This is a genomic window from Pirellula sp. SH-Sr6A (assembly GCF_001610875.1).
Lineage (GTDB): Bacteria > Planctomycetota > Planctomycetia > Pirellulales > Pirellulaceae > JBKCUI01.
Window position 1 is genome coordinate 2,621,900 of the sequence record NZ_CP011272.1, and the last position, 14,144, is coordinate 2,636,043.

9 protein-coding genes are annotated in these 14,144 nt (G+C 54.4%); 6 read left to right on the forward strand and 3 right to left on the reverse strand.

The genetic code is table 11. From position 1 onward, the window contains the following. Positions 1-392 precede the first annotated feature (392 nt). Complete coding sequence (locus VN12_RS10330) at positions 393-1,922, reverse strand: transposase (RefSeq protein ID WP_168164323.1); 1,530 nt, start codon at positions 1,920-1,922, stop codon at positions 393-395. A gap of 214 nt (positions 1,923-2,136) precedes the next feature. Between VN12_RS10330 and VN12_RS10335 the strand changes: the two genes are divergently transcribed. The 4 genes from VN12_RS10335 to VN12_RS10350 all read left to right on the forward strand — a co-directional run bounded on the left by VN12_RS10335 (position 2,137) and on the right by VN12_RS10350 (position 7,391). Further along, complete coding sequence (locus VN12_RS10335; RefSeq protein ID WP_146676739.1) at positions 2,137-4,224, forward strand: hypothetical protein; 2,088 nt, start codon at positions 2,137-2,139, stop codon at positions 4,222-4,224. A gap of 238 nt (positions 4,225-4,462) precedes the next feature. After that, entirely contained in the window at positions 4,463-5,479 is a 1,017-nt protein-coding gene (locus VN12_RS10340; RefSeq protein ID WP_146676740.1) for a tyrosine-type recombinase/integrase, read from the forward strand. A gap of 380 nt (positions 5,480-5,859) precedes the next feature. Continuing rightward, entirely contained in the window at positions 5,860-6,873 is a 1,014-nt protein-coding gene (locus VN12_RS10345; RefSeq protein WP_146676741.1) for an RHS repeat-associated core domain-containing protein, read from the forward strand. Positions 6,874-6,875: 2 nt separating this feature from the next. Further along, a complete protein-coding gene (locus tag VN12_RS10350) occupies positions 6,876-7,391 on the forward strand; it encodes a hypothetical protein (RefSeq protein WP_146676736.1) in 516 nt (171 codons plus the stop codon). Positions 7,392-7,833: 442 nt separating this feature from the next. On the opposite strand, the gene VN12_RS10355 is transcribed toward VN12_RS10350, so the two are convergent. Then, positions 7,834-8,673: a DDE-type integrase/transposase/recombinase gene (locus VN12_RS10355; protein WP_146676737.1), complete on the reverse strand. Its 840-nt coding sequence runs from the start codon at positions 8,671-8,673 to the stop codon at positions 7,834-7,836. Positions 8,674-9,043: 370 nt separating this feature from the next. Then, on the reverse strand, positions 9,044-10,573 hold the full coding sequence (locus tag VN12_RS10360; RefSeq protein ID WP_168164323.1) for a transposase: 1,530 nt from the start codon (positions 10,571-10,573) through the stop codon (positions 9,044-9,046). A 214-nt stretch (positions 10,574-10,787) separates the two neighbouring features. Between VN12_RS10360 and VN12_RS10365 the strand changes: the two genes are divergently transcribed. Continuing rightward, positions 10,788-12,875: a hypothetical protein gene (locus tag VN12_RS10365; protein WP_146676739.1), complete on the forward strand. Its 2,088-nt coding sequence runs from the start codon at positions 10,788-10,790 to the stop codon at positions 12,873-12,875. 240 nt (positions 12,876-13,115) lie between these two features. Next, positions 13,116-14,132 (forward strand): tyrosine-type recombinase/integrase, encoded by a 1,017-nt coding sequence (locus tag VN12_RS10370; protein WP_146676740.1) that lies wholly within the window; start codon positions 13,116-13,118, stop codon positions 14,130-14,132. Positions 14,133-14,144: the final 12 nt, after the last annotated feature.

The window sequence follows — 14,144 nt, forward strand, 5'->3', positions numbered from 1 at the left end:
TGGATAGCTGTAGGGTAGTTCGACCGCTTTCTTAGCTTGCGATGTTTCTTGGAGAATTTCCGAGTTCACCAATAAGAACTAAACCAACTCATTAAACGGATCCGCCGATGCGGTGGCACGGGGATCGCCGAAGTTGGTTTTCCCTGCATTTTCTCTATGGTTTTTTTGTGGGGGTAATTCCCTGCGAGTCTATTGATCAAGGGGCCGCAAGATGGTGGCCAGAGAGTCGCTTGCGAGCAAGAAGATGCACCGAGTGCTTCTTTTGGTCCATTTCAGGTCATGTAACGACGGACCTTCAGGCAACTCGCTTTGATTCGCACGCAACAGAGATGCGATTAGGTGAGGTAGCGAGCAGCTCGAACGTGATGGTTTCTGAACGAGAGCATTCATCATTAGATTTCCGGTAATGGAAGATTCACCGAGACGTAACAGCAGGTTGCCCCGAAGCGAAGGGATGCTTCGTTGGTTTGCAGATTCTCTCCATCACACAGGTCATCGCTGCAACACTGTACAACCGTCCATGCTAAGAGCTCCTTTACAGCTAGTGCCCGCTTCCAGTTGCCAAGCAACCCTTGCTTCGGAGCAAAGCTCTCAAGTCGTGCTTTCGATCGGATCAATTGATCGAGTGTGGTGGGTGCCTTCGAGTATTGTTCGATCGCATGCTCTACCCGGTGGATGAACTCCCAAGTCTCCATGCGATCGCGATACCCTTCCAATCGCATCCCCGGCGTACCGCACCGCAAGCACTTGGGCCGATTATCGATCTTCGGAAGCTCAAGCTCTTGAAGTCTCGCGGATGGGGGAAGCGACGCATGTCGCTTCCCTAGGGAATCAGCATTGTGCTTGGCCAAGAGCAAGCGGACTCTTTGAAGCGTCTCCTTGCGCCCTTTCCCTTGAAAGAGACCTGCATAGCGCACGCGATGCACGTTGCTCGGAACGATGTGGAGCAAGAACCGGCGAACGAACTCTTCTCCCTCCATGGTCTCCTCGACCGATTTGTTGGTTCGGTAATCCCATTGCCGAATGGTAACGTGCGTCCCGTTGTCTTCGGCGATCCGGCCATTGGAGATCGCTGCCCCTTGGATATAGTCCGAAAGATAACGGGCGCAGCCCAACTGCGTTTGCAGTTCATCCGGAGTGATTTGCGCATCGGCTTTCCAGTTCTTTTGCGCTAGAGGCTCAAGCCACCGATGGAACGAGTCTCGGTCTTGAACCCCTTCGAATTCCATCTCTTGGGGAATGTCGAGTTTTCCTTGATCGAAGAGGATTTTCAATCCCCGTAAGAACTTCTTTTGAAAGAGGGCTGCTAAGACTTCTTCTTGGATGCCTGGTGCATCCGGAGGGATCGGGATCCAGCAGGGTTTGGTACTCGCATCCCCAGTGGAGAGCGAGACGCCACCGGAGGTCATCATGGCGTGGATATGCACATGGGTCAGCATGCGCTGCCCCCAAGTGTGCAACGTGAGAATAATCCCCGGCTTGCAGCCGAATTCTCGTTGAGCGATCTCGAGCAACGTCTTTTGCGATCTTCGAAAGAAGAGCTGATACACAGCGCTCGGATTGGCTCGGATCAGAGGATTGAGCTCATGCGGGACGGTAAAGACCGTGTGGTAGTAGGTGGTGGGGAGATTCCACGCGATAATCTGCTGTAGCCACGCTTTGCGCTTGAGCCAACCGCAGTTGGGACAGTGCCGATCATGGCACTGGCTGTAGAGAATGCGCCCTTGCTGGCATGTCTCGCATCCATAGTAGGTGGAACCGAAACTCCCACGACGGCAGTCGAGGAGTTTATCCAGCACACGGCGTTCATGGAACGGAACATGATGACTGAAGCGAAAGGATTTGGAGTAGCGTAGCAGGACCGATTGCACGGTATGCGAACTAGCCGTATGGATTCGCACCGTAGGCAACAGATCCTGCATAGGTTGGATCGAACAGTGCATGGATAGCTGTAGGGTAGTTCGACCGCTTTCTTAGCTTGCGATGTTTCTTGGAGAATTTCCGAGTTCGCCCCCTTGTGGACCAAGCAGAGCCGCCGCATTCCTTAAAAGGAATCGCGCGGCGATGCGGGGTTGGAAGTGCTCGGGCACTCTCCCCTCTTTTGAAACGAGCTCTCAGAATCGGTGTGGATGAATCATGTTGCTCTCAACGAAAACGAATGCGAATCCGTTTCCACTGCTGGCTGCATTCGAAGCGGATCCGTGGAAAGCGACCGCCGAACATTACGCACGCTGTGTGACGGACAAGATTCTGGCCATGGCCTCCTATGGCTTGGAACTCGAGGAAGAAGCTTTGCGCACCCTGGGGATCGGGTTTTCCGATCGGAGTCTGGGGAACCAGTTGCCCTCGAATCAGACGGCAGCGGGTCGAAGGATCCGAGAGCGACTCATCCAGATGGGTCTTTACAAGGAGAATGGCCGCGAGGCGCTACGTGGTTACATTACCATCCCCCTGGTGGACGAAGAGCATCGCATCACAGGCTTCGAAGGCTATCGGCTGAGCAACAGCGGAGCCGTCATTGACAAGCTCCGCGTGGGAACCGGCACAAGACTTCAGGATTCAGGCGTCAGGCTTCAGGAAGACTCCATCCCAACCCGAAACGTCAGCGAGGGACAGGCTGCTGACACGCTGGCAACGGAGACACTGGCACCCAAGATTCCTTCACAGCCGGGCAGCCCTTCACAAGAAGAGGATCCCTCGCTCACGCAACGGGTTGCGATGCAGCCTGCTACTCCAGCCTCCGAAATCTCCGTCGACGCTAGCAGCGTGACTATCACTCGCGAGGATCGCAGCTACAAGATCCGTGGCCTCGAGAAGAACATGTCTTCCCTGAGCCTGCGCGTCTCGATCGCCGTCTCCCGACTCGAACGGATGCATCTCGATACGGTCGATCTCATGCGCTCTAGCGCTCGGCAAGCCTTCGTGAAAGCTGCCGCTTTAGAACTCTTCTGCGAAGAGGAGACGATCAAGGTCGATCTAGGAAGAATCCTCCTTCAACTGGAAGATTTACGGAACCTTCAAATCGAAGCCGCCAAACGCATCGGTCCTGCCATTCCGGCTATGACCGAAGCCCAGCAGGAAGAAGCCATGCAGTTGCTGCGTTCTCCCAATCTGATCGAACGGATTGTGCACGATCTCGATGCGTGTGGCATGGTCGGAGAAGCATCCAATAAGCTCGTAGGCTACCTGGCTGCCGTCAGTCGCAAGCTACCCACCCCGTTGGCTCTCCTGATCCGATCCTCCAGCGCGGCCGGGAAGACAACGCTCATGGAAACCATCTTGGCCATGGTCCCACCGGAAGAAGTCTTGCGATTGAGCAACCTCACTTGCCAATCGCTCTATTACCTCGATAGCGATCAGCTTCGCCATAAGACCTTAGCCATTAGCGAAGACCAAGGTCTTTCCGAATCTGCGTATGCCTTAAAACTCCTTCAAAGCGAAGGGAAGCTGACCCATGCCACGGTAGTCCGTGGCAACGATGGCCGGAGCGTTACCCAATTGCACAGCGTAGAAGGCCCCATTCAGCTCATGATCACCTCGACGGCTCGGGATGTGGACGAAGAGTTAGCCAATCGCTGCTTGATCCTTACCGTTGATGAATCGATCGAACAGACCAAGGCCATTCAAGCGCGCCAGCGTCTGCTGCAGACGCGCGAGGGATTGCAACGGCAGTCGCAAGTGGCAGCCATCCGAACCCTGCATCACCATGCGCAGCGTTTGCTCCGACCCTTGCAGGTCTTGAACCCCTTGGTCGACTCTTTGGAGTTCGTTTGCGATCGACTGCGCAACCGCCGCGATCATGCCAAGTACTTGAGTCTCATTCAAGCGATCGCCTTGCTACACCAGCACCAGAGAGTCATCCACACCGAAGAGGATGGAACCGAGTGGATCGAAGTCCAAGAGTCCGATATCGCGCTCGCCGATCGGCTAATGGACAAGCTCTTGAAGCAGTCGCTTAGTGAGTTAGCACCGCAGACTGAGCAGTGCCTCCACTTGGTGCAAGAGTTTGTGGCGAAAGGCTGCCGGGCCGCGGCAGCGGCTAGCCCGGCCGAGCAAGCTATTCTTCGGCAACGGTTCCGATTTACCCGTCGCTCGTTTCGCGAATCGGTCGGTTGGAGCGACAACCAAGTGCGCACCCACTTGGACCGACTGGTCCAGCTCGAGCATTTGATTGTCCATCGCGGCAAGCAGGGGGCAACCTACGTCTACCAGTTGGCCGATTAGTTGGCGGGCTAACTGCCGATTAACTGCTTACGACGTCTCACTTCGTGCCCCCTTGTGGGGGCTTCGTGCCCCTCTTCAAACGGCCTGGAGCAAGCAATCGCTTGCTAGAAGGCCACTTCTTTGTGCTTGTGCCCCCGGAGAGCAAGCCCTGCTTCCTCGCGCCCCCCCACTTATGCATACCTCGGTTTCGTTTTGTGTTCTTGATTCGGCTCTCCTTCAGAAAAGGTCTTAAAGAAACATGTCACCCCCTTCGTTGTCAGCCCTCATGGAAGCGTATTTCGTTGATCTGCGAGTAGTGAATTGGACGGAAGCGACCTTGGAGAGGAGAAAAAACTCGCTGGGTCGCTTCGTCCGTTGGCTCACCGAGCGTGAGATCCATACTCTTTCGGAAATCACACCAGAGATTCTCGCAGCGTATCAAAGGAGCTTGCTCCATATCGGGAACTTGCGGACACGCAAACCCCTGCAAGCCTCAACGCGGGCTTCCTATGTCCATGCCGTGTCCCATTGGCTGCAGTGGGCTTGTTTGGGCAAGCATATCCCCTTCAATCCAGCGGCAGGGATCGAGCTTCCTAAAGCCGAATATCGACTCCCGGCGAGTTTTTTAAGCCAGAGCGAGGTCGAGCATGTCATCAACCAACCCGACGTGAGCACGAAGATTGGGATTCGGGATCGCAGTGTCTTGGAGATTCTCTATAGCAGTGCTATTCGAAGAAGCGAGCTTCTCAAGCTGGAGATTCAGGATATTGATCGCGCCAGGCGATTGCTTCATATCCGGCAGGGGAAAGGACACAAGGATCGCTTTGTACCGATCGGAGTGCGCGCCTTGGATTGGTTGACCAAGTACCTCCAAGACGTAAGGCCCTGGCTCTTGAGCGGCGGGGGCTGCAAACGGAATTGGATGCATCCGAGGAAATTCTCAGTTTCCTTGAGCGAGCAAGAGACGCAGGTGGTGATCCTATGCCACAACGGAGGGGCGATGCACCCGGTGAATCTCTCGGCCATGGTTCGGCAGTATGTTCGGCAAGCGGGGATAACGAAGAAGGGCGCATGCCACATGTTTCGTCACACAGCAGCAACGCTGATGATGGAGAATGGAGCCGATCTGCGATCGATCCAAACGCTCTTGGGTCATGCCAGCTTGAATACCACGCAAATCTATGCCCACGTCACGCTAGATCGCTTGAGAGCGGTCCACGACGCGATGCATCCGGCCAAGCCGGACCAAGCGAACGCGCCTAGTCGGGCTGACTAGTTGCACAAGCTGGCTAGGTGCTCAGCTGCTTCCTTCAAGTAAACCAAGGCCAAGGTGGTGGAGGCAGCGGAAGCTGGAGTCGAAGAACAGGTCGATCGCCCACCGAGGCGACCTGTTTTCGGACGCAAGCTGCAGAGGCTTCCTCGTCGCCCGCTCTGCTGGATTCGTCTCGTGATCACTCGAGTCGTTATGTCGGTGAAAATCCTCGATTCGAAAACGCTGCAAGCGGCGCTGGGATTGGTTACAATAGTCGCTATGCACCCCCAAAACGCCATGCTTCAAACATCTCCTGAGCTCCGCTCCGCGCGCCCCGCACGGGAGAGCCAACTGCAACCTTCGGTTGCACCGAAGCGACTATCCCTTCTTCGCAGTGCTTCCATGTGCATTCCATCAACGCCAGCGTTGGTCCGTCCCCTGCCGAAGCCACCACTGCCACTTGGCACTACCACCGCAACCAGCAGTACTCCATCACGGCAATAACCACTTCTTCGGGCTCCGTAGCCGAACGCTACGCCTACACAGCCTACGGCCAGCCAACCATCCTCGATGGTTCAGGCTCGGTCCTCTCGAGTTCCGCGATTAATAATCGCTACACCTACACGGGACGTGAATGGGATCAGTCGCTTGGGCTGTATCACTTTAGGGCGAGGTGGATGAGTGGACTGGCAGGAAGGTTTATGGGGAGGGACCCGATCGGGTACTTTGGGAGCCCGTTCGGCCTATACCGACAATTTCAAGGGTATGCGTTAGTAGTTTTAGACCCTCACGGAAGTGAAGTAATTACGGCGGGAGCTGTTGGCGTTGGTGGCGTCATCGTAGCCGGCGGAACATCCACAACAACGGTTATAGTTTCCGGAGGAACATCAACACTTGTGGGAGGTACAACTATAGGAGGTAGCGTCGGTACAGGTTCGGGAATAATCGGAATCGTTTCTTCCGGTGGAGCAGCGGCAACGGGCGGTGGAACTGCAGCTGCCGTGGGAGGAAGTACTGCTGCTGGAGGAGGAACGGTCCTCATTAGTGGAGGGCTCGCCACAACAGTTGGTGTTGCCGTTCTGCCCGGTGGCATTCTCGGATACGGCATCTATGCCACCCCTGTTATCGGTACTCAAAACTGGCTAGAACCTGGATTGACGCAGGTTGCTTACTACTTCTTCCCATCGAACCATCCGCCTGTACAGACATCGACACAACCTAAGCCATTTCCAGTTCCTGTTCCAGTTCCAAAACCCAGGCCGAAATGTGACGACGAAAGGGAACTATGTGAGTTCACTGGAAAATGGGCGCCGATGGATTTTTGTGAATACAGATGCAGCGACGGTTATGTTTTTACTGTTTACCCACATGTGCACCAGGAGTTTGCATGTGACGCTTACGCACCACGACCTAATTAATCATGATTGAATTCGACGCAATTGGTATTTCACTCGGACAAGGTGAATTCATAGAGCGATTGATGTATTCCAGCGTCAATGGAGTTCTTGTTTGTATTCTTGCTCGTAAAGGGGATAGGAGAAAACGGTGCTTTGTACGGTCGATAGAGAAAACATTATATGCTGAAGCGAGTCTGCCCTTTGAAGCGGTAGCGTTTGCATTGTGCAGTTCAAAAATTGTTGCAATCAACCAAGTTGAGTCACTGGTAAATGGCAAGCAACTTTTATGTTCTTTCGAGCCCAATGGCCGTATGGAAAAGACTGTTGGAGAGGTTACGCTAGGCTTCACTTCACCGAACACGCGTCGAGTATGGGTATCACAGTTTGTTGAGTCAGATTCATCACGACTGACCTGTCGATTTGCTCGCGAATTAATTCTCGAGTCTGGGGATGTTACAGTTCAATATGCGGTCGGTGAACTCAATATCGATACTGGTTCAATCGACTTGATAAAAGATCTCGCAACTCCATTTGCCTAATTACAAGTAAATATTCGTCATACAATGATGCTCACCGCCCTTCGGCGCTGCAGAACATTTTGGAAAAAAGCGTTCGAGAACTCGGCGCTATTAGGCGAGTTGATGGTGCGGCGAGAGTTTCTCTGAAGCCCTTCGGCGCTGCAGAACATTCTGGAAAAAAGCGCTTCGGCGCTGCAGAACATTCTGGAAAAAAGCGTTCGAGAACTCGGCGCTATTAGTCGAGTTGATGGTGCGGCGAGAGTTTCTCTGAGGCCCAACTCGTGCAATCGATGAGCTTGGACTCACTTCGGTTAAAACGGGTGATCTGTTGGTGGCTTTCTCCAGCGTTGTGTACTGCTTCTCACTCGATTTTCTGGATTGCGACGGTCTTTTAGACATCCATCGAGCTTGCTGCTCGCTTGGTGACACTCTTTTCTTGGTACAAGACGCAGGTGCCTAAGGCTTAGCTCGTGTTGTTTTGGAGTGATACAAGTGCTGGTTCGCTGGTTTTTGCTTTGCATAAATCACAGCTGAGAGCGCGATTGTGCGCTAACCTCGCAGTTCTCGCTGTTGCTCGCTTCTCTTTAAGGTCCACCGGAACTTTCGCTCCGGTGCCAAAGTACATCTCGTCGGGTGTCTGCCCTTGAAAGGCAAAATGGGGAACAACCGAATTGTGCTGCTCGACGTAAAAAGCAACAAACTTGCGAACCGAATTCGCACTATCAAGTTCGTTCAAGTACAACCACTGGTGCTTCAGCTGACGCCACCAGGCTTCGATCATACTGTTCGATTCCACAATATCGACCTGCGCAAGAATACGTTGGATGGTGCCATCAGAAACAAGCTCATTTACCGAGCCATTCACGTTTTCAACGCCAGAGTCCATGACAGCAGAGGGTACTGTGTTTTCGGGGAGTGCCTTGGCTGCTTCCTTGAGGAGTTCCGCTGTCGTACTTGTTTCAAAGGTGTCATTCAATCTCCATGCGAGAATGCGGCGCGAAAAGTTGTCGAGAATTGCGTGAAGGTACAAGCGGCTGCCATCGAGCAATCGAACGATGGTCGTGTCGACATGCCAATACTCATTTGGCTTCGTAGCTCGTAATCCGATTCGAGGTTTCGGTGGGTAGATGCGTTTGCGAGACCGGATCCAATTTCCACTTTGAATCGCTCGGTACCAAGTCGAAGTACAAGCGTAGACCTTTCCCAAGCGCGCGGCCAACCGAGCGATTGATCCGACGCTGAGATGACGATAGTCTTCAGACTGCACCATCGATCGCATTTCGGAGCGTTCCGTCGCAGTCATTTGCCCCGGCAAAGATCTGGGACAAGACGAGACATCATCGAGTCCACCAATAAGAACTAAACCAACTCATTAAACGGATCCGCCGATGCGGTGGCACGGGGATCGCCGAAGTTGGTTTTCCCTGCATTTTCTCTATGGTTTTTTTGTGGGGGTAATTCCCTGCGAGTCTATTGATCAAGGGGCCGCAAGATGGTGGCCAGAGAGTCGCTTGCGAGCAAGAAGATGCACCGAGTGCTTCTTTTGGTCCATTTCAGGTCATGTAACGACGGACCTTCAGGCAACTCGCTTTGATTCGCACGCAACAGAGATGCGATTAGGTGAGGTAGCGAGCAGCTCGAACGTGATGGTTTCTGAACGAGAGCATTCATCATTAGATTTCCGGTAATGGAAGATTCACCGAGACGTAACAGCAGGTTGCCCCGAAGCGAAGGGATGCTTCGTTGGTTTGCAGATTCTCTCCATCACACAGGTCATCGCTGCAACACTGTACAACCGTCCATGCTAAGAGCTCCTTTACAGCTAGTGCCCGCTTCCAGTTGCCAAGCAACCCTTGCTTCGGAGCAAAGCTCTCAAGTCGTGCTTTCGATCGGATCAATTGATCGAGTGTGGTGGGTGCCTTCGAGTATTGTTCGATCGCATGCTCTACCCGGTGGATGAACTCCCAAGTCTCCATGCGATCGCGATACCCTTCCAATCGCATCCCCGGCGTACCGCACCGCAAGCACTTGGGCCGATTATCGATCTTCGGAAGCTCAAGCTCTTGAAGTCTCGCGGATGGGGGAAGCGACGCATGTCGCTTCCCTAGGGAATCAGCATTGTGCTTGGCCAAGAGCAAGCGGACTCTTTGAAGCGTCTCCTTGCGCCCTTTCCCTTGAAAGAGACCTGCATAGCGCACGCGATGCACGTTGCTCGGAACGATGTGGAGCAAGAACCGGCGAACGAACTCTTCTCCCTCCATGGTCTCCTCGACCGATTTGTTGGTTCGGTAATCCCATTGCCGAATGGTAACGTGCGTCCCGTTGTCTTCGGCGATCCGGCCATTGGAGATCGCTGCCCCTTGGATATAGTCCGAAAGATAACGGGCGCAGCCCAACTGCGTTTGCAGTTCATCCGGAGTGATTTGCGCATCGGCTTTCCAGTTCTTTTGCGCTAGAGGCTCAAGCCACCGATGGAACGAGTCTCGGTCTTGAACCCCTTCGAATTCCATCTCTTGGGGAATGTCGAGTTTTCCTTGATCGAAGAGGATTTTCAATCCCCGTAAGAACTTCTTTTGAAAGAGGGCTGCTAAGACTTCTTCTTGGATGCCTGGTGCATCCGGAGGGATCGGGATCCAGCAGGGTTTGGTACTCGCATCCCCAGTGGAGAGCGAGACGCCACCGGAGGTCATCATGGCGTGGATATGCACATGGGTCAGCATGCGCTGCCCCCAAGTGTGCAACGTGAGAATAATCCCCGGCTTGCAGCCGAATTCTCGTTGAGCGATCTCGAGCAACGTCTTTTGCGATCTTCGAAAGAAGAGCTGATACACAGCGCTCGGATTGGCTCGGATCAGAGGATTGAGCTCATGCGGGACGGTAAAGACCGTGTGGTAGTAGGTGGTGGGGAGATTCCACGCGATAATCTGCTGTAGCCACGCTTTGCGCTTGAGCCAACCGCAGTTGGGACAGTGCCGATCATGGCACTGGCTGTAGAGAATGCGCCCTTGCTGGCATGTCTCGCATCCATAGTAGGTGGAACCGAAACTCCCACGACGGCAGTCGAGGAGTTTATCCAGCACACGGCGTTCATGGAACGGAACATGATGACTGAAGCGAAAGGATTTGGAGTAGCGTAGCAGGACCGATTGCACGGTATGCGAACTAGCCGTATGGATTCGCACCGTAGGCAACAGATCCTGCATAGGTTGGATCGAACAGTGCATGGATAGCTGTAGGGTAGTTCGACCGCTTTCTTAGCTTGCGATGTTTCTTGGAGAATTTCCGAGTTCGCCCCCTTGTGGACCAAGCAGAGCCGCCGCATTCCTTAAAAGGAATCGCGCGGCGATGCGGGGTTGGAAGTGCTCGGGCACTCTCCCCTCTTTTGAAACGAGCTCTCAGAATCGGTGTGGATGAATCATGTTGCTCTCAACGAAAACGAATGCGAATCCGTTTCCACTGCTGGCTGCATTCGAAGCGGATCCGTGGAAAGCGACCGCCGAACATTACGCACGCTGTGTGACGGACAAGATTCTGGCCATGGCCTCCTATGGCTTGGAACTCGAGGAAGAAGCTTTGCGCACCCTGGGGATCGGGTTTTCCGATCGGAGTCTGGGGAACCAGTTGCCCTCGAATCAGACGGCAGCGGGTCGAAGGATCCGAGAGCGACTCATCCAGATGGGTCTTTACAAGGAGAATGGCCGCGAGGCGCTACGTGGTTACATTACCATCCCCCTGGTGGACGAAGAGCATCGCATCACAGGCTTCGAAGGCTATCGGCTGAGCAACAGCGGAGCCGTCATTGACAAGCTCCGCGTGGGAACCGGCACAAGACTTCAGGATTCAGGCGTCAGGCTTCAGGAAGACTCCATCCCAACCCGAAACGTCAGCGAGGGACAGGCTGCTGACACGCTGGCAACGGAGACACTGGCACCCAAGATTCCTTCACAGCCGGGCAGCCCTTCACAAGAAGAGGATCCCTCGCTCACGCAACGGGTTGCGATGCAGCCTGCTACTCCAGCCTCCGAAATCTCCGTCGACGCTAGCAGCGTGACTATCACTCGCGAGGATCGCAGCTACAAGATCCGTGGCCTCGAGAAGAACATGTCTTCCCTGAGCCTGCGCGTCTCGATCGCCGTCTCCCGACTCGAACGGATGCATCTCGATACGGTCGATCTCATGCGCTCTAGCGCTCGGCAAGCCTTCGTGAAAGCTGCCGCTTTAGAACTCTTCTGCGAAGAGGAGACGATCAAGGTCGATCTAGGAAGAATCCTCCTTCAACTGGAAGATTTACGGAACCTTCAAATCGAAGCCGCCAAACGCATCGGTCCTGCCATTCCGGCTATGACCGAAGCCCAGCAGGAAGAAGCCATGCAGTTGCTGCGTTCTCCCAATCTGATCGAACGGATTGTGCACGATCTCGATGCGTGTGGCATGGTCGGAGAAGCATCCAATAAGCTCGTAGGCTACCTGGCTGCCGTCAGTCGCAAGCTACCCACCCCGTTGGCTCTCCTGATCCGATCCTCCAGCGCGGCCGGGAAGACAACGCTCATGGAAACCATCTTGGCCATGGTCCCACCGGAAGAAGTCTTGCGATTGAGCAACCTCACTTGCCAATCGCTCTATTACCTCGATAGCGATCAGCTTCGCCATAAGACCTTAGCCATTAGCGAAGACCAAGGTCTTTCCGAATCTGCGTATGCCTTAAAACTCCTTCAAAGCGAAGGGAAGCTGACCCATGCCACGGTAGTCCGTGGCAACGATGGCCGGAGCGTTACCCAATTGCACAGCGTAGAAGGCCCCATTCAGCTCATGATCACCTCGACGGCTCGGGATGTGGACGAAGAGTTAGCCAATCGCTGCTTGATCCTTACCGTTGATGAATCGATCGAACAGACCAAGGCCATTCAAGCGCGCCAGCGTCTGCTGCAGACGCGCGAGGGATTGCAACGGCAGTCGCAAGTGGCAGCCATCCGAACCCTGCATCACCATGCGCAGCGTTTGCTCCGACCCTTGCAGGTCTTGAACCCCTTGGTCGACTCTTTGGAGTTCGTTTGCGATCGACTGCGCAACCGCCGCGATCATGCCAAGTACTTGAGTCTCATTCAAGCGATCGCCTTGCTACACCAGCACCAGAGAGTCATCCACACCGAAGAGGATGGAACCGAGTGGATCGAAGTCCAAGAGTCCGATATCGCGCTCGCCGATCGGCTAATGGACAAGCTCTTGAAGCAGTCGCTTAGTGAGTTAGCACCGCAGACTGAGCAGTGCCTCCACTTGGTGCAAGAGTTTGTGGCGAAAGGCTGCCGGGCCGCGGCAGCGGCTAGCCCGGCCGAGCAAGCTATTCTTCGGCAACGGTTCCGATTTACCCGTCGCTCGTTTCGCGAATCGGTCGGTTGGAGCGACAACCAAGTGCGCACCCACTTGGACCGACTGGTCCAGCTCGAGCATTTGATTGTCCATCGCGGCAAGCAGGGGGCAACCTACGTCTACCAGTTGGCCGATTAGTTGGCGGGCTAACTGCCGATTAACTGCTTACGACGTCTCACTTCGTGCCCCCCTTGTGGGGGCTTCGTGCCCCCTCTTCAAACGGCCTGGAGCAAGCAATCGCTTGCTAGAAGGCCACTTCTTTGTGCTTGTGCCCCCGGAGAGCAAGCCCTGCTTCCTCGCGCCCCCCCACTTATGCATACCTCGGTTTCGTTTTGTGTTCTTGATTCGGCTCTCCTTCAGAAAAGGTCTTAAAGAAACATGTCACCCCCTTCGTTGTCAGCCCTCATGGAAGCGTATTTCGTTGATCTGCGAGTAGTGAATTGGACGGAAGCGACCTTGGAGAGGAGAAAAAACTCGCTGGGTCGCTTCGTCCGTTGGCTCACCGAGCGTGAGATCCATACTCTTTCGGAAATCACACCAGAGATTCTCGCAGCGTATCAAAGGAGCTTGCTCCATATCGGGAACTTGCGGACACGCAAACCCCTGCAAGCCTCAACGCGGGCTTCCTATGTCCATGCCGTGTCCCATTGGCTGCAGTGGGCTTGTTTGGGCAAGCATATCCCCTTCAATCCAGCGGCAGGGATCGAGCTTCCTAAAGCCGAATATCGACTCCCGGCGAGTTTTTTAAGCCAGAGCGAGGTCGAGCATGTCATCAACCAACCCGACGTGAGCACGAAGATTGGGATTCGGGATCGCAGTGTCTTGGAGATTCTCTATAGCAGTGCTATTCGAAGAAGCGAGCTTCTCAAGCTGGAGATTCAGGATATTGATCGCGCCAGGCGATTGCTTCATATCCGGCAGGGGAAAGGACACAAGGATCGCTTTGTACCGATCGGAGTGCGCGCCTTGGATTGGTTGACCAAGTACCTCCAAGACGTAAGGCCCTGGCTCTTGAGCGGCGGGGGCTGCAAACGGAATTGGATGCATCCGAGGAAATTCTCAGTTTCCTTGAGCGAGCAAGAGACGCAGGTGGTGATCCTATGCCACAACGGAGGGGCGATGCACCCGGTGAATCTCTCGGCCATGGTTCGGCAGTATGTTCGGCAAGCGGGGATAACGAAGAAGGGCGCATGCCACATGTTTCGTCACACAGCAGCAACGCTGATGATGGAGAATGGAGCCGATCTGCGATCGATCCAAACGCTCTTGGGTCATGCCAGCTTGAATACCACGCAAATCTATGCCCACGTCACGCTAGATCGCTTGAGAGCGGTCCACGACGCGATGCATCCGGCCAAGCCGGACCAAGCGAACGCGCCTAGTCGGGCTGACTAGTTGCACAAGCTG